This is a genomic window from Paenibacillus typhae (assembly GCF_900099765.1).
Classification (GTDB): Bacteria; Bacillota; Bacilli; order Paenibacillales; family Paenibacillaceae; genus Paenibacillus_AQ; species Paenibacillus_AQ typhae.
Genome location: NZ_FNDX01000015.1, coordinates 92,580 through 111,451 on the forward strand (window position 1 = coordinate 92,580; position 18,872 = coordinate 111,451).

13 protein-coding genes, 1 rRNA gene and 3 riboswitches are annotated in these 18,872 nt (G+C 52.0%); of the genes, 11 read left to right on the forward strand and 3 right to left on the reverse strand.

The window, feature by feature from the left end; translation table 11 throughout:
- Positions 1 to 52: 52 nt before the first annotated feature.
- The 3 genes from BLR64_RS14670 (at position 53) to guaA (ending at position 5,616) form a co-directional block, all read left to right on the forward strand.
- Entirely contained in the window at positions 53 to 1,411 is a 1,359-nt protein-coding gene (locus tag BLR64_RS14670; RefSeq protein ID WP_167360684.1) for a DUF58 domain-containing protein, read from the forward strand.
- On the forward strand, positions 1,380 to 3,866 hold the full coding sequence (locus BLR64_RS14675) for a transglutaminase-like domain-containing protein (RefSeq protein ID WP_167360685.1): 2,487 nt from the start codon (positions 1,380 to 1,382) through the stop codon (positions 3,864 to 3,866). The genes BLR64_RS14670 and BLR64_RS14675 overlap by 32 nt, the downstream gene beginning before the upstream one ends.
- Before the next feature lie 211 nt (positions 3,867 to 4,077).
- Complete coding sequence (gene guaA / locus BLR64_RS14680) at positions 4,078 to 5,616, forward strand: glutamine-hydrolyzing GMP synthase (RefSeq protein WP_090715208.1); 1,539 nt, start codon at positions 4,078 to 4,080, stop codon at positions 5,614 to 5,616.
- 67 nt (positions 5,617 to 5,683) lie between these two features.
- Here guaA and BLR64_RS14685 read toward each other — a convergent pair whose 3' ends face one another.
- The 3 genes from BLR64_RS14685 to BLR64_RS14695 all read right to left on the reverse strand — a co-directional run bounded on the left by BLR64_RS14685 (position 5,684) and on the right by BLR64_RS14695 (position 6,821).
- The gene (locus BLR64_RS14685; protein WP_090715210.1) at positions 5,684 to 6,019 is read right to left on the reverse strand and encodes a RidA family protein; all 336 of its coding nucleotides are present in this window, start codon (positions 6,017 to 6,019) and stop codon (positions 5,684 to 5,686) included.
- A gap of 105 nt (positions 6,020 to 6,124) precedes the next feature.
- The gene (locus BLR64_RS14690) at positions 6,125 to 6,628 is read right to left on the reverse strand and encodes a hypothetical protein (protein WP_090715211.1); all 504 of its coding nucleotides are present in this window, start codon (positions 6,626 to 6,628) and stop codon (positions 6,125 to 6,127) included.
- Positions 6,618 to 6,821, reverse strand: coding sequence for a helix-turn-helix transcriptional regulator (locus BLR64_RS14695; RefSeq protein WP_090715213.1), 204 nt, complete (start codon positions 6,819 to 6,821; stop codon positions 6,618 to 6,620). The genes BLR64_RS14690 and BLR64_RS14695 overlap by 11 nt, the downstream gene beginning before the upstream one ends.
- A gap of 247 nt (positions 6,822 to 7,068) precedes the next feature.
- Positions 7,069 to 7,168: riboswitch (purine riboswitch) on the forward strand.
- Between the two features lie 125 nt (positions 7,169 to 7,293).
- Here BLR64_RS14695 and BLR64_RS14700 point away from each other — a divergent pair.
- From BLR64_RS14700 to BLR64_RS14735, 8 genes are all read left to right on the forward strand, one after another.
- A complete protein-coding gene (locus BLR64_RS14700; RefSeq protein ID WP_090715215.1) occupies positions 7,294 to 8,694 on the forward strand; it encodes an NCS2 family permease in 1,401 nt (466 codons plus the stop codon).
- A gap of 267 nt (positions 8,695 to 8,961) precedes the next feature.
- Positions 8,962 to 10,971: a glycosyltransferase family 39 protein gene (locus BLR64_RS14705; protein WP_090715216.1), complete on the forward strand. Its 2,010-nt coding sequence runs from the start codon at positions 8,962 to 8,964 to the stop codon at positions 10,969 to 10,971.
- The gene (locus BLR64_RS14710; RefSeq protein WP_090715218.1) at positions 10,968 to 14,786 is read left to right on the forward strand and encodes a glycosyltransferase family 39 protein; all 3,819 of its coding nucleotides are present in this window, start codon (positions 10,968 to 10,970) and stop codon (positions 14,784 to 14,786) included. Before BLR64_RS14705 ends, BLR64_RS14710 begins: the two co-directional genes overlap by 4 nt.
- A gap of 235 nt (positions 14,787 to 15,021) precedes the next feature.
- Positions 15,022 to 15,999 (forward strand): glycosyltransferase family 2 protein, encoded by a 978-nt coding sequence (locus BLR64_RS14715; RefSeq protein ID WP_090715220.1) that lies wholly within the window; start codon positions 15,022 to 15,024, stop codon positions 15,997 to 15,999.
- Positions 15,989 to 16,390 carry a GtrA family protein gene (locus BLR64_RS14720; RefSeq protein ID WP_090715222.1) on the forward strand — a complete coding sequence of 134 codons (402 nt, stop codon included), beginning with the start codon at positions 15,989 to 15,991 and terminating at the stop codon, positions 16,388 to 16,390. Before BLR64_RS14715 ends, BLR64_RS14720 begins: the two co-directional genes overlap by 11 nt.
- 53 nt (positions 16,391 to 16,443) lie before the next feature.
- Positions 16,444 to 17,091 (forward strand): class D sortase, encoded by a 648-nt coding sequence (locus tag BLR64_RS14725; protein ID WP_090715224.1) that lies wholly within the window; start codon positions 16,444 to 16,446, stop codon positions 17,089 to 17,091.
- A 120-nt stretch (positions 17,092 to 17,211) separates the two neighbouring features.
- Positions 17,212 to 17,292: riboswitch (cyclic di-GMP riboswitch) on the forward strand.
- A 74-nt stretch (positions 17,293 to 17,366) separates the two neighbouring features.
- Positions 17,367 to 17,447: riboswitch (cyclic di-GMP riboswitch) on the forward strand.
- Positions 17,448 to 17,460: 13 nt separating this feature from the next.
- On the forward strand, positions 17,461 to 18,270 hold the full coding sequence (locus tag BLR64_RS14730; protein ID WP_090715226.1) for a transglutaminase-like domain-containing protein: 810 nt from the start codon (positions 17,461 to 17,463) through the stop codon (positions 18,268 to 18,270).
- A gap of 463 nt (positions 18,271 to 18,733) precedes the next feature.
- Positions 18,734 to 18,872, forward strand: a 16S ribosomal RNA gene (locus tag BLR64_RS14735); the annotation flags it as partial.

The following is an 18,872-nucleotide window of genomic DNA, read 5'->3' on the forward strand; positions in this document are numbered from 1 at the left end:
GCACTGCCGCATTCACCGGAGCTAGTCTATGACCACAAAGGAAGGGTGCCGATTGTCCTCTTCATCACTAATGGAGCCAACCCCCGAAAAGCGTTCATCTGACGTCCAGGGACTGTTGCTTCGCCGGAGCCGCAGTATTGCTGCGGAGTGGCTCCGCATGCTGGCTGTTACCCTTGTTCTCGGAATCCTATATGTTTGGCGGGGCGGAGCCTCGCTTCTGTTTCTGCTCGTTGCCAGCGGACTGCTGATGGGCGGCGGGCTGCTGCTGCAGGCCTTCGGGCCGCGGCGGTTTGAAATTACGCGCAGCATAACCCCGAGCCGTCCGGTAGCCGGGGACAGCCTGCTTGTCGAAGTGCAGGTCAGCTTCTCGACCCGGCTTCCGGTTCCCTGGATGATTCTTACCGATTATTGGGGCGGAGGTTGGCACCGGGAGCTGCTGTTCCCCGGTTTCCGGCGCTCTTTCCGGTATTCCTACAGGCTTAACGAGGTGCCCCGGGGAATTCACCGGTTGTACGGCAGCCGGGTCAGCTGGGGGGATCCGGCAGGCCTGTTCACCGGGGAGACCCGGCTGGAAGCCCGGGAGAGCCTGAAGGTGCTTCCAAAACCGCTCTACATCAGAGCAGGACTGCCGGAGAGCAGCCGCAGCGCCGGAGAAATGCTGCCGAAGCGGGGGCGCAGCAGCGGGGAGTCGGCGGATATCCGCCATTATATACCGGGTGATCCGCTGAACCGGATCCACTGGAAGAGCAGTGCAAGCAAAGGTACGCTCCAGAGCCGGGTGCCGGAGAAAGAAGAAGGGCGGATGTCCTGCATCGTGCTGGCCAATTGTCCGGGGAATTATGAAATACCCTTCAGCGCCTTGTCGCCGCGCAGCCAGCGAGAGAAGGGAAATCCGGCCTTTGAGCGGGCGGTATCCGCAGCGATGGGGCTGATGCTGTCCGCTGAGCGCACCGGGGGGTATGTCCAGCTGTTTACCGGAGGCTGGCCAGAAGGAATGGCCAGATATGAGGGGCTGGGTAAAATCCCCTCCAGGGTACAGGATATGCTTACGGAAATTACGCCCGGCGGAACACGGAGCCTCGCCCGGCTCCTGGAGGATGCTTCGCAGCACTGGATTCCGGGTATGACGGTGGCTGTCATTACCGGCCGGCTGGAGGAGGAAGCCGCCCGGATACTTGCCCGGTTCCTGGTGCAGGGAGTGAAGGTGGAGCTGTATTATGTGTGGGATCAGCCTTCCCCGCAGCCTGAAAGTGCTGCTGCGGGAGACTTCAGGCCGCAAGCGGCAGGAACCATCGGCGGCAGTCTGGTCCGGCTGGGCGCAAGGCTATACTGCCTGGATCCATCGGCTGCGCCTGAATGGAAGAAGGAGGGGGAGACTCATGCATTTCCGGGGAAGCCCACACTGGGGTAGTCCGCTGCAGGGGGGAACCGGGATCACCACGCCTTCCCCTCACGGCTCCGCCTGGGAGGGAGAGGGCCTGAGGGCAGTCCCTGCTCCCGCATACCGCCCGGATGTACAACCAACCGAGAACAGCCAGACCGGTAACGGGGACAGCAATCCTCTCTACTACCGTCTGCTGTTCTCTTTGGCTATTATGGGCATGTTCATCAGCTGGCTGCTGCCGCTGCATCAGTCCATTACGGCAGCGGATACAGTGGAGCTGCTGGAGCTGCTGATGCTGTCCGCGGGGGGACTGCTCCTGTGGGGCAGCTTCCGGGTGCCTGCCATGCTGCAGTTCTGTGTACAATTTATCCTCATTGCCCTGACCTGGTACTCCGCCTGTGACAGACAGGAAGGCCCGAACTGGCTTGGTGCTTACGTATTGGGGATTCCTGCGGATGCTGCGCGGCTCTTTACAGGCAGGGTGTCAGAGCTAAGCGAGGACAGCCGACTGCTTATTCTGGTTCTGGGCTGGGGCCTGCTGGTTGCTTCCGTACAGCAGCTGGCGCTGTACAGAGGGTCCACTATTTTGTTTACAGCCGTCACTGCAGGCTATCTGCTGGTGCTTGATATTATTTTTGGAATTCATACAACAGGCTGCATAGTAGCGGCGGCAGTGCTTACGCTCTGGATGCGGGGACTGGCCGGCCTGCAACAGCTCAAAGAGCAGACGGATCAGCAAGGGCTGCCGTATTCCCGCTGGGCAGGATTTACGCTGCTCGCAGCCTTCCTGCTGGCGGCAGCGGCCTGGACGGGCGGCTGGCTGTACGGGCCCCGCCCGGCTGCACCCGTAACCCTGCAGCCGGTGCTGGAGCAGCTGAGGCATTGGGCTGAAGGGGGGATTTCAAGCCGTACAGGGATGGAAACGTCTTCTGCCGTTACTGCGGGGACTACCGGGTATGGAACCGGTGAAGGTGAGCTTGGCGCGCCGCTGACTCCGGGCACAGCGCCTGTTTTTACAGCAGCCGTCAGCCGTCCGGTATACTGGCGGGGCGAAAGCCTTGCCTATTACGACGGCCGCCACTGGATCCGGGAAGGGATTATGTATGAGCCGCTTAATCTGACGGCACTTCCTTCGGCTGAGATGTCTGCTGCCCTGGCTGCGGATTCCTCATCCGGCAACCGGACGCTGGTTCAGCGGATTGAGCTTGCCGCCCCTGTATCCGGCGGGCTGCCGCTGTTCAGTGCAGGCACGCCGGCTGATGTCGGGCAGGTGGAACTGACGGATGGAAGCAGGCTCGGTTATGTACTGACGAATCCGGAGAAGGACCGCTTCCGTCTGCCGGTAACCTCCGGCGCGGCCGCAATCCAAGCCTATGAGGTTCAATCGCTGCTGCCTGAAAGTGATCCGGAAGCGCTGCGCAGGCTGAACGGACAAGATCCGCCGGCTATTGCCGGCCAATATCTGCAGCTGCCGGCAGAGCTTCCCGGACGGGTCACCGCACTTGCTGCAGAGCTAATGTCCGGGGCGGAGAACCGGTACGATGCCGCCGAAGCGGTGCGCAGCTATCTCAGCAGCAGCTACCCGTACACCCTGGATACCCGGATTCCGCCGGCAGAGGCAGATTTCGTGGATGATTTCCTGTTCACTGCGAAGCAGGGCTACTGCGTTCATTTTGCTTCGGCGATGACGGTCCTGCTCCGCAGCAGCGGAATTCCGGCCCGCTATGTGCAGGGCTACGGGCCCGGCACTCCCGAGCGCGGGCGCTATCTGATCACCCAGGCGGATGCCCATGCCTGGGTTGAAGTGTACTTCCCCGGCGCGGGGTGGGTCGCTTTCGACCCTACGCCGGGGGCTGGGTTGGCCGCCGCTGGTCCGGCGGCGGCTGCTGCAGCGGCGCTGGCCCCCGCGCCGCAGAAAGACCCTGCGTCCGCGCGCAGCCCCGCGGACGGCCTGCCCGCCCTGCCGCAGGCGGGCGGGACCCCGGCGCCGCCCGCTGCATCGGCGGCGCTTGTGCTCGCCGCCGCCTGGCGCTGGCGGCGGAGCCTGGCCCTGCTGCCGGCGCTGCGCCGCGGCAGCAGGGGCCGGGAGCGGCAGCTGCGCGCAGCCGTGCTGGCCTGGCGGGGCCTGGCGGCGCGGTACGGGGCGCCGCCGCCGGGGCTGACGGCCAGGGAGTACGCCGCCTCCCTGGCCATTGAGGACACGCGGCTGCGCGCCGCGGTCCGGCAGTTTGTATGCCAGTGGGAAGCCCTGGCATACAGCGCCGCGCCGCCACCCGTCCCCGCATCCCCTGACACACAGCGTCCCGGTTCCGCATTATCCGCTGGCCCGGCATACCGCAGCCCGCTAACACGCTCCGCCGCCTTACCGGGTAGCGGTCCGGCATGCGAAAGCCTGCATGCTCCCGATCCTTCTGCGCCGCAGGAGGAAGAAGCTGCCGATTTTATCAGCTGGTGTCTGGTGATTACCTTCCGGCTGGCGTAATCTGCAAGCTTCAGCCCTTGGCATTTGAACGCCGGGGGAGTGTGCCTGGACAGCTTTCCCAGCAGGGCGCTTCGGATGTTCCTTATCGGTAAAGCTCCTTGCTGCTGCTGGACTTTACCGCCCAAAAGCATATAAAATGCCTGTCCTCCTTTCCTTGACGGTGAGAATTAACCATGAGTATAATGAATCCAATAATCAAGGGAGGCACGTAATGAACAAGCCAAATGAAATTATCGTCGTTCTCGATTTTGGAGGACAGTATAACCAACTTATCGCGCGCAGAATCCGGGACCTGGGGGTATACAGCGAGCTTCTGCCGTACAATACACCAGTAGAGAAGATTAAGGCACTTTCACCTAAGGGGATTGTTTTCTCCGGTGGGCCAAGCAGTGTATATGCCGAAGATGCGCCGCATGTAGATCCGGCTGTATATGAGCTGGGCCTGCCGATTTTCGGGATTTGCTACGGCATGCAGCTGATGGCACAGCAGCAGGGCGGCAAAGTAGAACGTGCAGCCAAGCGCGAATACGGCAAGGCGGACGTAGACTTCCAGCCTGGCTCGGTGCTTGCTGCAGGTCTTGACGGCAGCCAGACCGTATGGATGAGCCATGGTGACCACGTAGTTGAGCTTCCGGGCGGATTTAAGCTGGATGCCGGTACAGAGAGCGCTCCGATCGCGGCAATGAGCAATGACGAGAAGAAGTTTTATGCCGTGCAGTTCCATCCGGAGGTGCGCCACTCTGTGAACGGTAATGAGATGATCTCGAATTTCCTGTATGAAGTGTGCGGCTGCGAAGGCAACTGGACAATGGAGTCCTTTATCGAGGATGCCGTTAAGGATATCCAGGATAAAGTCGGCGACAAGAAAGTGCTGTGCGCACTAAGCGGCGGTGTAGATTCCTCCGTTGTAGCCATGCTGATTCACCGGGCAATCGGCGATCAGCTGACCTGTATGTTTATCGACCACGGCCTGCTCCGCAAAGGTGAAGCCGAGAGTGTAATGGAAACCTTTGTCGGCAAATTTGATATTAATGTGATCAAGATCGACGCACGCGACCGCTTCCTCGGCAAGCTGGCCGGCGTATCCGATCCTGAGCAGAAGCGCAAGATCATCGGCAACGAGTTCATCTACTGCTTCGACGAAGAATCGGCCAAGCTGGGCGACTTTGCCTTCCTGGCTCAAGGTACGCTGTACACAGATATCGTAGAGAGCGGTACTGCAACTGCCCAGACCATCAAATCGCATCACAATGTCGGCGGTCTGCCGGAAGACATGAAGTTCAGCCTGATCGAGCCGCTGAATACCCTGTTCAAGGACGAGGTCCGCAAGCTGGGTGAAGAGCTGGGTATGCCTCATGCGATTGTATGGCGCCAGCCGTTCCCGGGTCCGGGACTTGCTATCCGTGTACTGGGTGAAGTTACGGAGGAGAAGCTGCAGATCGTTCGTGATTCCGACTACATTCTGCGTGAGGAAATTGCCAAAGCCGGTCTGGACCGCGAAATCTGGCAGTATTTCACTGCACTTCCGAACATGAAGAGCGTGGGTGTTATGGGGGATGAGCGTACTTATTCCTACACCGTAGGTATCCGCGCGGTTACTTCCATCGACGGTATGACTGCAGACTGGGCCCGTATCCCATGGGATGTGCTTGAGAAAATCTCCGTCCGCATCGTTAACGAAGTGGACAACGTGAACCGGATCGTCTACGACGTGACTTCCAAGCCGCCAGCAACCATCGAGTGGGAATAGATCAAAAAGAGCTGAAAGCCCAGGTATTTATTGGGTTTTCAGCTCTTTTTTAAGTTTACTAAGAGATTTATAACGACACTGCAGCATCCATTTCTACCTTGAATAAGGGATCAATTAGACTTGAAACCACAACCAGTGTCATTGCTGGCTTAGTGTCCTTTAAGTAATTGGATAATTTGCTCCTAACGGCATATAAGTATTCTCTATCCGTAATGTAAATGTTCATTTTTGCAATGTTCGATATTTCAGCATTGTTTTCCGTAAGTATTGCATCTATTTTTGCAATTACTATATCTAATTGATCTTCAATCAGGTCAGGAATACTTTCTTCTATTTGAGGAGTTTGACCTGATATTAAAAGTAGCGGCCGATTAACAATAATGCTGTTTTGATATATAGCCATAAAGGGTGCTCCCTTCCAGAAAATATAATATATTTTATCATAAATCTCTTAATTGATATGCTATTCAGATAAGTATGTATGTATTTTCAGGCCGGCTGCGCTAGCTTATTTTTTTAACATTTCTTTTTTGAAAAAGTAGGTAACGACACCAAAGGCTGCACCGCTGATAAACCAGATAAGAGGGGAGAACCAATGGATTTCCAGCTCTTCACCGGCCAAAGCCGGAAGCAGGAACTCCATCAGGATTAACATGGTAAAGCCCCACTGGATACCTGCAAGGGTAAATTTTTTCCGCAATCCTGTAATGATTTTCTTATAATCTGCTTCTATGTCATACTCGGTTTCTGCAATTCCGGTTTTTCGGAGTCTGAACAAGATATTGTAGGATACGAGCTGGTTCACTATAAATAAAGCAATAGTGCCAAAGGTAAAGGTGCGGTTTATCGTATCGACAATCAAACTAATCAGCATAAGACCGGTTGTCAAGTAAAAGGCATGCATACAGGCACCGGCAAGTATCTTATAAATTTCCCCCTGCTGATATTCATCCCTCTCGTCCAGATAGCCGATAAAGGGCTTCAGCATTCTTTTCTCCAAATTACTCAGCATGATGATTAACCTCCCAGAAAAGTGTGTTCAGATCAGTGTCCAGAGCCTTGGCCAGCTTAATGCACAAATCCAGTGACGGATTGTACTTGTCATTTTCGATCAGGTTCACCGTCTGCCTGGCTACTCCGATCTCTTTGGACAGGGCAAGCTGTGACAAGCCGGACAGCTTTCTGTATTCTGCAACCCTGTTCATAAGCCCCTCCTCAGAAGTCATATATATGTGACTTTATTTGTGTTGTCATCTTAGCTGCATTTTTTTAGGATGTCAATTATATATGACAAAAGAAATGGGAAAGATAAATTAGATGTCAGAAAAAACGCAGCTCCACCTTTCACCACATTCATAAAAACGCCTCATTTACGAACAATAACCAAAACATTACGTCCAATGTTCGTATTTACCATTGACAAGTCATGTGAGTTCCACCTAAAATAAATAAGCGTTGAGCAACAAAATTATTCGTATAATTCCGGGAATTGGCCTGGAAGTTTCTACGAGGTCACCGTAATGACCTGGCTACGATTAAAAAGAGCGATTCCATAAGAACCTTCGGCCGTGAGGCTGGAGGGAGATGAGGGACCTTCTCTTTTTTCGGGCCGGTGTCGATCAGATGCCGGCTTTTCTGTGGGCTCATACACAACATACACCTTAGGGGGAGAAACAATTGAACCGCTTTTTCAAATTGAAAGAAAACGGCACTACCGTACGTACAGAGATCATGGCCGGTATAACTACCTTTATGGCAATGGCCTACATCCTGTCGGTTAACCCGGGTACGCTGACTGCTTTTGGCCGCATCGACATGGGCTGGTATTCCGTATTCCTGGCAACAGCGCTGGCAGCAGGTATTTTCACGATTGCCATGGGTTTGTTCATTAACTTCCCGGTTGCGCTGGCACCTGGTATGGGCCTTAATGCATATTTTGCTTCCGTAGTACTCGCTTCACAGACGACCGACCACCCGTTCACCTGGCAGATGGGTCTGACCGCCGTATTCATTTCCGGTCTGATCTTCATTCTCCTTACGGTTACCCGAGTCCGGCAGATATTGCTTACCGCAATTCCGGACAGCCTCAAGCATGCGATTACCGTCGGTATCGGTCTTTTCATCACCATTATCGGCCTCAAGAACAGCGGTCTGATGACAATCGGCGTTGAAGCCGGCAGCGACATTCCTGCTAACAAATTTACAGACGTTCTGTCCTTCGAGACAGTCATTCATATGGGCAGCCTGGAAAACACCAATGTCCAGCTCGTTATTATCGGCCTTCTGCTGATCGCTATTCTGATGGTGCTGCAGGTACGCGGCGCAATCCTGTTCGGTATTCTTGGTACAACGCTTGTGGCTATTCTGATGGGTGCCGTTGATTTCGGTTCGCTGAGCAGCCCGCAAACCCCTTGGGTTCCGGATTTCACCCAGCTGAACTTCATGGAATTTGACTGGGACGGCATCATGCACACCGGTATCGTATCCGCAATCGCCACCTTTACTTTTGTAGAGCTGTTTGATACTTTCGGCACACTGGTAGGTACTGCTGAACGTGCAGGCATTATGAAGAACAAAGAAGAAGGCAAGAGACGTGTGGGTAACGCAATGTTCGTAGATGCGATCGCTGTAACAGGCGGTGCAATGCTCGGTACTTCCACTACTACTGCTTATGTAGAAAGTGCTGCCGGTGTGGCTGAAGGCGGACGTACAGGTCTTACTGCCGTAACAACAGGTGTTTGCTTCTTGCTTGCACTATTCCTTGCTCCGGTAGTTGCTCTGATTCCAGGTTCGGCTACTGCTGCTGCCCTGATCGTTGTCGGTGTGCTTATGGCCCAGTCGATCCGCGAAATTGATTTTCAGGATATGGTTTACGCTATTCCGGCCTTCCTGACCTTCGCGATTATGCCTTTTACTTACAACATTGCTAACGGGATTTCGTTCGGTATTGTTACTTATGTAATCCTGGCTTGTGTAGCCAACCTGGCCGGCAAAAAGAAATATGATATCCACTGGATGATGTGGGTACTGGCGGTTCTGATCGTTATGCGTTATGTATTCTTCGGCAGCGCAGGCTAAGCACAACTCCATTTAATAGAACAACATGACAGCTCCTTCAGGGATGAGGGGGCTGTCTTTTTGTAAATATAAGGATTTATATGTTTTACGCTATAAATCATCCTTATATTTCTCGCAGAAACGGCTACCGTCCTGTTTAGGACGGCTAAGCCGTTTCTACTTGTTATTCCGGCTTTCCGGCTCTTTTTGGCTATTCCTAAACAAAGCGCGGCTGCGGTCTTTCCATCATCCAGTATTTAGATTATATTGTTGAAGAGGTGATGTAAGTTGTCCGGCATCCTAAACAGAATTGTTAATTCCTGCAAAAATAACCCCTGGCCGCTGCTGCTGTTCGTGCTCGGGGCAATTGTCAGGATAGTGTACATAGGTTCGGTTCCGCCCGGTCTGAACCAGGATGAGGCTTCTATCGGTTATGATGCTTACGCTATTCTGCATTATGGAATAGACCGTAACGGTGTTCATCTGCCTGTTCATCTGATTGCCTGGGGCAGCGGGCAAAACGCTTTATATGCCTATCTGTCCATGCCGTTTATCCTGTTGTTCGGATTGACTCCGCTGTCGGTGAGGGCGCTGAGTGTGATCATGGGACTTGCCGGAATGGCTTTCTTCTATTTAATTATGAAACGGATTTTTCCCTCCAGAGCGGCAGGCATAGCTGCCATGTTCTTTATAGCCATTAACCCGTGGCATATTATGATGTCGAGGTGGGCGCTGGAATCCAATTTATTTCCGACTTTGATTTTGATTGCGGTATACTTCCTTATGCGTTCGGTTCAATCTGCCGATTCCCGCTGGACTTATGCTTTTACCGCTGTACTGGCTTTATCTTTATATGCATACGGAACGGCCTATTTCTTTGTTCCTGTGTTTGCTGCGGGGACGGCAATTCTTCTATTATATTGCAGGGTGCTTAAAGTGCGGACGCTAGCGTGGAATGCTCTGCTATTTGTATTGCTGTCCCTGCCCATATTATTATTTATAGTAATTAATCATTATGAGGGCCTGCAGGCAATCGCTACGCCGCTGTTATCTGTCCCGAAGCTTACCATGCCGCGGGTGGAGCAAATCTCCTCCGTTTTTGGCGGAGCGCTGCTACAGACGGCTGCGGGGAATTTCCGTGAATTCCTGTCTATTATCTGGAGCGGAAGTGACGGTCTGCCATGGAACTCTTTATCCTGGTACGGCTATGCCTATCCGCTTGCGCTGCCGTTTGCGCTCATCGGGCTTATTGTCATGGCAAGTACGGCCTGGAGGAACCGGCGCAAGGGAGCGGAGCAGGGAATTATTCTGCTCTGGCTGCTGTCAGCAGTACTTATGGCCTTTATCACCACCGTGAATATTAACCGGATTAACATTGTTTTTATTCCGCTGGTTATGCTCTCGGCGGCAGGCTTCATCTGGCTCTATTCCCGTATAAAAATGGTTGCCATTCTTTCTGCTGCTGCCTTTACAGTCATGTTTGGCTTGTTTATCAGCGAATATTTCGGGGAATATCCGGACAGAATCGGCCCGAGCTTTTACGAATCTGCCGGAGAGGCGATACAGTATGCTTCCGGGCATACCGCCGGAAATATTTACGTAACAGACGAAATCAATATGCCCTATATCTTCGTCCTGTTTTATGAGAGAATCAGCCCCCATGACTTCCTGGATTCGGTCGTTTACTCTAATCCCGGCGGTGCATTTCAGCAAGTCACAGCGTTTGGCAGATACAGATTCGGCAGATATGATGTACTGGAAGGAAATTCAGCATATGTTGTCAGCAATCACACAGGGGTACCAGCAGCAGCTGCAGGCGATTATACCGTGAAGCGGTTTGCTAACTATACGGTAATAATTACCGGCGATTATGCTGCAGAGGAAGTTCCCTTGAGTACGGGAGTGAATCATGAATTGATTAACGGAGGGTTTGAGGAAGGTCCGGCCGGCTGGGAATTTTCAGCGGGAACGGGAGTTGCCGGCAATAATCCGTACTCGGGGAGCCTGCTAGCCTATCTGGATGCAGGGGCGGACAAAACCGTAAGCCAGTCTTTCACGGTTCAGTCGGAGCAGGGAGATTACACGTTAACCCTAATGGCAAGTGCAGGGGGCAGCGGAGGAAAGGTCGGATTGCTCGTGAACGGCAGCCTGCAGGCTGAAGCGGAGCTGGCAGCGGGAGATGCGTACCATGAGGTAAGGCTTCCGGCTGCGGCTCTTAAACAGGGAGAGCAGGCAGAAATTATTATAACCGGCGGGAACGGCTGGATTAACATTGATGAGGTGAGGTTGGAACGATGAAAAATCTACGCACGGCCGCAGTCTTTATATTCATGCTGCTGATGTTCGTACTTCCGGTAACCAGTATTTATGCAGAGGGGAACCTGCTGCAAAATCCGGGATTTGAAGACGGGGAGGACGGGGCACCGGCAGGCTGGACGAAGGATGCCTGGATCGCCGGAGACGGCTCGGGGATTCTCTCTGTTCAGTCTGAGGAGGTACATTCCGGCAGCAAAGCCGCTGTTATTGAGAACCTTGAGCCGAATCATCTGAAATGGATTCAGACTATTACTGTAACGCCGGGCAGCTACTACAAGATTTCCGGATACATCAAAGTTGCCAGCATTGCCGGTGAAGGCTTCGGCGCGAATGTCTTTCCGGTCGGCATCGGCGGCGGATACCCGGCTACAACAGATACGGGCGGGGACTGGCAGTACCTGGAGTTTTTTGGCCAGACCGGAAGCGAGCAGACCGAGCTTGCCGTCGGAGCGGCCCTTGGCGGCTACGCCAACCTTATTCAAGGGAAAGCCTATTTCGATGACCTGTCTGTAGAAAAGCTGGAGGCTCTTCCCGAAGGGGCAGGCTTCATTTCACTGGACAGCGGAGCGGCTGTCCCTGCCGATAACAGTGGTGCAGAAGCTGTACCCCACAAAGTCTCACCGGCCAAAATCCTGCTGATTTCAGCCGTATTCAGTGTGTTTTTTGCCCTTCTGTATAACAGGGGACTGCGCAGCAACAAACTGCTGGCCCAGCCGGATGTCGTGTACACGAGATGGCTGTATGTCGCATTCGCAGGTGCTTTTATTCTGCGGATCTGGATTGGCGTCACAGCACAGGGCTACGAGAATGATATGAATACCTTCATTGCCTGGGGGCAGCGCCTCGTTGACAAGGGACCAGGCGGATTCTATGAAAAAGGCTACTTTGCGGACTATCCGCCCGGTTACCTGTACATATTATATCTGCTGAGCGCCATCCGCGGCCTCTTTGGCCTGACGCATGGCTCAGCGGGAGAAATGCTGCTCTTCAAAATGCCGGCGATCCTCTCGGATCTGGTGCTCGCAGGCCTTATTTACAAGATTGGACGCAAGAAGCTCGGCGGCGGACTGGCCATCGGCCTGATGCTGCTCTACTTGTTCAATCCGGCAGTATTAATGGATTCATCTGCCTGGGGACAGGCAGATTCCTTCTTTATGATTTTCCTGCTGCTCAGCATTATGGGGGCGGCGGACAAAACCTTTGTCCGCTCAGCGGTCTTCTTCGCCATTGCCGTACTGGTCAAACCGCAGGCACTGATCTTTACCCCTGTCCTGATGTTTGCCTTCTATCATCACCGGGCCTGGAAGCAGCTTGCTATAGGTGCGCTGTACGGGCTGGGGATCTTTGCCCTGCTGGCAGCCCCGTTCTTCTGGAACAACGGCGGCTTCATCGGGCTGATTAATTTGTATAAGAGCACTTTATCGTCCTACCCGTACTCCACCGTAAATGCGTTTAACCTGTACGCACTAACAGGCCCGATGTGGTCGGCTATGGATGTGACATGGCTGGGTATTCCTTACCGCGTCTGGGGTTTTATTTTCATCCTGGCCGCTGTAGCAGCCGCAACCTTTTATTCATTCCGCAAGGACCGCAAGGACCTGTCCAAATCATATTTTATCGCTATTGTGCTGATTGCCGTCGTATTTGTACTGGGCACCAAAATGCATGAGCGTTATATCTATCCGGCCCTTATTCTCTCTCTGTTCAGTTATATGGAGAGTAAGGACCGCCGGTTCCTGACGCTGTTCCTGGGCTTTACGCTGACGCAATATATCAATGTCGGCTATACACTGGCTCATCTCAATGCCGGCGGCAATCCGCCGACGGACGGTATTGTACTGGTTACGTCGATTGCCAATCTCGGTTTGCTGGTCTATACGCTGTATACCGGGTATATGGTATATATCCGCAAACAGACCAAGCCGCTGGCACCGCCGGATACTGATGCTGAGAAGTATGCTGCCGATCTGGCGCTTGCTGAAGGAATCCGTCCGCTGGAGACCAAAGGGAAGGCCCGGTTCAGGCTGCAGCGTAAAGACTGGATCTGGATGCTGGCCATTACAGCAGTCTATACAGCTATTGCTCTCGTGAATCTCGGTTCAACCAAGGCCCCGGAAACGTTGTGGGAGCCTGCGGCCAGCGGTGAGAGCTTTTATGTCGATCTCGGCCAGAGCAGACAGCTGGAGCGTGTGAATATATTCGGAGGTGTAGGCACAGGCAAGTTCAAGCTGGAGTTCAGTGAGACCCCTGATGTCTGGGGCAGCCCGCTGGATATAAGCGAGGATGTGGGCAATGTCTTCATTTGGAAAAGCCAGCCGTTAAATGTAGCGGCAAGGTATGTGAAGCTGACCGTTACCGAGCCGGGCTTTACCTTGAATGAAATAGCCTTCTATGAACAGGGGGGCGGCACAGCCACGCTTCCTGTTGCCGGTGTGACGCCGGGTGCCGGGGCGGCAGCCAAGAGAGGCGAGCCTGCCAATCTGTTCGACGAGCAGTCGCTGGTTCCGGAACATTCGAATTTCATGAACAGCACCTATTTTGACGAAATTTATCATGCCCGGACTGCGTATGAGCATTTCCACGGGATCGTTGCCTATGAAAATACCCATCCGCCGCTCGGTAAAATCCTGATCGGAGTAGGCATGGAGCTGTTTGGCGTTAATCCGTTCGGCTGGCGCATCATCGGTACCCTGTTCGGGGTTGCGATGCTGCCGCTTATCTATATGATGGGCCTGCGGCTGTTCGGCAGAACCCGGTACGCCGCTTTGTCCGCGGGGCTCTTCGCTCTGGATTTCATGCATTTTACCCAGACGCGCATCTCTACGATCGACGTATACGGCGTATTCTTCATCATGCTGATGTTCTATTTCATGCAGCGCTATTTTACAATGAATTTCTATCGTGTTCCGCTGCGCAAGACCCTGGTGCCGCTGTTCTGGTCAGGCCTTTTCTTCGGAATCGGAGTTGCCTCCAAATGGATTGTGCTGTATGGCGGTGCCGGACTGGCGGTTATGCTCGCATTGTCCCTGTTTGACCGCTATAAGGAATACCGGGCAGCCGGGCGCATGCTTGCGGAAGGCAAGCTCGGTGATCAGGAGATTAAGACATCCTGCCGGACAGCCGACAGCTCCTTCTGGAAGAACACGATCATTACATTGGCCAGCTGCGTTGTGTTCTTTGTGATTATTCCTGCTGTAATATACAGCCTGTCCTTTATACCGGTGCTGTCCGTTACGGCAGAAGGTTATACTATTAAAGGACTTATTGATGCCCAAAAAAATATGTTTAACTACCACAGCCAACTGGTAGCTACGCATCCGTTCTCCTCCTCCTGGTGGGAATGGCCGTTTATGAAACGTCCGGTATGGTTCTTCAGCGGAGGAGAAGGGCTGCCTGAGGGCCGGGTGAGCAGTATTGTTACTATCGGCAATCCGCTGATCTGGTGGACCGGGATATTTGCGATGCTCGGCACGGTATGGCTTACAATCAAGCGCAAGGAGAAGAGTCTGTATATGCTGTGGATCGCCTTTTTCTCACAGTATGTGCCATGGATGCTCGTTCCGCGCGAGACGTTCCTGTATCACTATTTTGCAATGGTGCCGTTCATAATCCTGGCTATTGTTTATGTAATGAAGCTGCTGGACAGCAAGTTTCCCGGGGCTTCCAAAATCCGTTATGCTTATGTGGCCGCAGCTGCCATACTCTTCATTATGTTCTATCCGGTACTGTCCGGAATGCAGGTCAGTGCCGATTATGTAAATATTGTGCTGCGCTGGTTCCCTTCCTGGGTATTCTAGGGGGCCAGCCCATGCTCACAAAACTAGGCGTATGCTTCCGAAGCGAGTTTTATTGCGAAGTATTCCAATGAAGTAAAGCTCCATAAAACTAGGCGTATGCTTTCGAAGCGAGTTTTGTACGAAGTAATACGAGGAAGCCCATGCTCACAAAACTAGGCGTATGCTTCCGAAGCGAGTTTTATTGCGAAGTATTCCAATGAAGTAAAGCTCCATAAAACTTTTAGGAGGAACAAAGGTGAAAGCCAGATACAGTGTAGTTGTCCCGATGTACAATGAGGAGGAAGTCATTCAGCATACGTACGAGCGCCTAAAGAAGGTTATGGACGAATGCGGTGATTCCTACGAGCTGGTCTTCGTCAATGATGGCAGCCGTGACCGTACAGCTGAGATTATGCGCGGGATCAGCAGCCGTGACGAGCATGTTAAGCTGATCGACTTCTCGCGCAATTTCGGACATCAGGTCGCGATTACCGCCGGGATGGACTATGCTGAGGGGCAGGCGGTAGTGGTCATCGATGCCGACCTTCAGGACCCGCCGGAGGTTATTTTGCAGATGATCGCGAAATGGAAGGAAGGCTACGAGGTTGTTTACGCCAAGCGGCTTAAACGCCATGGGGAGACGCTGTTCAAGAAGGTAACCGCCAAGCTCTTTTACCGTCTGCTGAGCAGCATGACGAGCGTGGAAATTCCGACCGATACAGGCGATTTCCGGCTGATTGACCGCAAGGTCTGCGATGTCCTCAGGGGACTGAAGGAAAAGAACCGTTACGTCCGGGGGCTGGTAAGCTGGGTAGGCTTCCGCCAGACGATGGTTGAATATGTGCGGGAGGAGCGTTTTGCCGGCGAAACCAAATATCCGCTGAAGAAAATGGTCCGGTTCGCGCTGGACGGCATCACCTCCTTTTCCCATAAACCACTCAAAATAGCATCCTATGTCGGCTTCTTTCTGGCCTTTTCCAGCTTCTTATATCTCTTCTTCATCTTGTTTCAGAAGCTGTTCACGACGTGGGCGGTTCCCGGCTGGACCTCAATTGTCGGCGTCAATCTGCTGTTTAACGGTATCGTGCTGATGCTGCTTGGGGTAATAGGTGAATATATTGGACGGATCTATGATGAATCCAAAGACCGGCCGCTGTATATTGTACGGGAAACCAGAGGATACGAGGACGGAGAATATCCGGACATACGGGAAGGCAAGCGTTATGAAAAGTAACAGGCTGAATGCTGGATTTATCCAGTTCCTAAAGTTCAACGCCGTAGGGTTGCTTAATACCTTGATAGATTTTGCAGTATTTACACTGCTGCATTCACTGGGCATGATGAACGCTCCGGCTCAGGTTATTTCTTATAGTGCAGGGACAGCGAACAGCTTTTTCTGGAATAAAAAAGTGACCTTTCGTGACCGGGCAACAGCCCAGCGAGACTCCGGAAGGCTGCAGCTGGTGAAGTTTATCGTTCTTAATCTGGCCGTGCTGGGTATTTCGGTACTGCTCATGCACTTTCTGACGGACAGCTTCGGTATTCAGGTGCTGATTGCCAAGGTGCTTGTTACGTTCGTAACGGTAATTATCAACTTTTTCGGAAGCCGGATGTGGGTGTTCTAGGTAAAGAACAGGACAGGGAACGCTCTGTCCGCAACGAAGCGAGGGAGATGTTCATGCGCAAATTATCTTATTTGATTATACTGGCGGGCGTCCTTATTATGCTGTATCCCAAAGCAAGCGAGTGGTACAACGACAGACAGCAGGCTAAATTGCTGGAGGAGGCTGAACAAGCCTATAGCGAACTGGCACCAACAGCCGGACCAGATCTGCAAAAGCCCTATGCGGAGGTGACCCAGCTGCTGGCTGAGGAGTCGGGGCAGGAGGAGGTACAGCCTTCTGCAGAGCCCGCTGAAGAAATTGCAGTAGGCGGCAAAATCACCGGAATCATTGAGATTGACCGGATTGATCTGAAGCTTCCTGTTCTTGAAGGTGCGACAAAGGCGAATATGAAGCACGCTGCCGCCCATATGAAGGAGACCGCTCCGCTGGGTGAGGTAGGCAATGCGGCTATAGCCGCCCACAGATCCAGAACAGCCGGCAGGCTTTTTAACAGGCTGAATGAAGTGAAGATCGGGGACACCATCAAAATCAAGACGAGCGCAGAGGAGTATCAGTACGAAGTATATGATATTTCTATAGTAGAGCCGACGGATGTGTCAGTGCTGAACGGCAATGGTAAAGATAAAATCCTTACTCTAATCACCTGTGATCCGCTGGTTAACCCGACTCACCGGCTGATTATTCATGCTAAACTCTCTTAAAAACAGACAAAAAGGGATTCAGCGCGAATTAACGAAAATTTTATTGAAAAATGCTGAAATTCTAGTAAAATAGGTCTTGTATCTGGGCGAAAATATGGTAGTATATAACTATAAAAGCACACACGATAACGGCAAACCTATCGAAAGGTAGGGACGCAAAGCTAAAGGGCCTTCCCGTAAGGATGGCAGCCAGCTACCGAATGAAGGGCTTTTTTTGTTGGCTATTCAATCCAAAATCTAGTAATTATGGTAGATTAAGAGATAGATAAAGCTGCAAACGATAATGGCAAACCTATCGAAAGGTAGGGACGCAAAGCTAGAGGGCCTTCCCGTAAGGATGGCAGCCAGCTACCGAAGGGAGTTTTATCCATGAAAAAAATTTATTTCATGCTGTTAACATTGTTCGTAGTTGTCACTTCCGTTCAGACAAGCACAGCTTCAGCTGCAACTGCAGACTCAAGCTGGTTGAATACATCAAAGCTCGATCAAGGTGTTGTTGCAGTATCCTATGATGTACCTGCTGACAAGCGTATCAAGGTTATGATCACCAAAGACGGCAACAGCTACACTTACAATCTCTATGCTTCCCAGTCGACAGAATCCTTCCCGCTGCAACAAGGCAACGGCACTTATAAAGTATCTGTTCTTGAGAACACAACCGGTAACAAATATAAAGTGGTATCTTCCGAAGATGTTGAGCTTAAACTCAGCGATGCCAACGCCGTATACTTGAGCTCCGTACAGAACGTGAAATGGACCTCTTCCGATAAAGCAGTAGTGAAAGCTAAACAGCTTACAAAAGGCTTGACTACAGATGAAGCTAAGGTAAAAGCGATCTATAACTACATCGTAGCAAATGTTAAGTATGACAATGCATTGGCTGCTAATGTAACACCGGATTATATTCCTAACAACGACAATACACTGCTCTCCAAAAAAGGCATCTGCTATGACTATGCTTCCTTGTTCGCTACTATGCTGCGCAGTGAAGGCATTCCAACAAAGCTTGTAATGGGTAACACCAGCTATGTATCGACCTATCATGCTTGGAATGAAGTTCTGCTTAACGGCAAATGGGTAACAATTGATACTACAGTTGACGCAGGCCTGGCTAAGAACAACAAAGACGTTGGGCTGACTAAAGTTGCGAGCAAATATAGCGCTGCTAAATTCTACTAAGAACGAAAATAATACGGTAATATGGAGACAACCTGCTAATATAATTTAGCAGGTTGTCTTTTTTTAAATTAAGGGGTTGCTTTTTGTCAGTGATGTGGGGTATTATAGGTAAGCGTTGTTAGAGCGCGTCAAAGTTTGACTGAAATGGATTGAAAAATGTATTTCAAAAAAAAGCTTGCGCTTCTGAAACAAACGTGATATTATATAAGAGTTGCTGCTGACGAGAACATCGACAGTGACGACGAGCTTGATCTTTGAAAACTGAACAACGAGTGAGTATCGGAATTCACTTCGGTGATTCCAAAACTGATGATTTTCACAGCGTCTTGTACGCTTTAGAAATTCATCTTGAGAATGTAAATTCTCGTCAGATGTTTCAAAATGAGCGAATCGCTCTTTTCGATAGTTTTCGGATGGTTATTTCCACGAAGTGATTCAAGTGAAGTAACCGCCCGGAAAAACCTTATTGGAGAGTTTGATCCTGGCTCAGGACGAACGCTGGCGGCGTGCCTAATACATGCAAGTCGAGCGGAGTTTATCCTTCGGGATAAGCTTAGCGGCGGACGGGTGAGTAACACGTAGGCAACCTGCCCCTTAGCCTG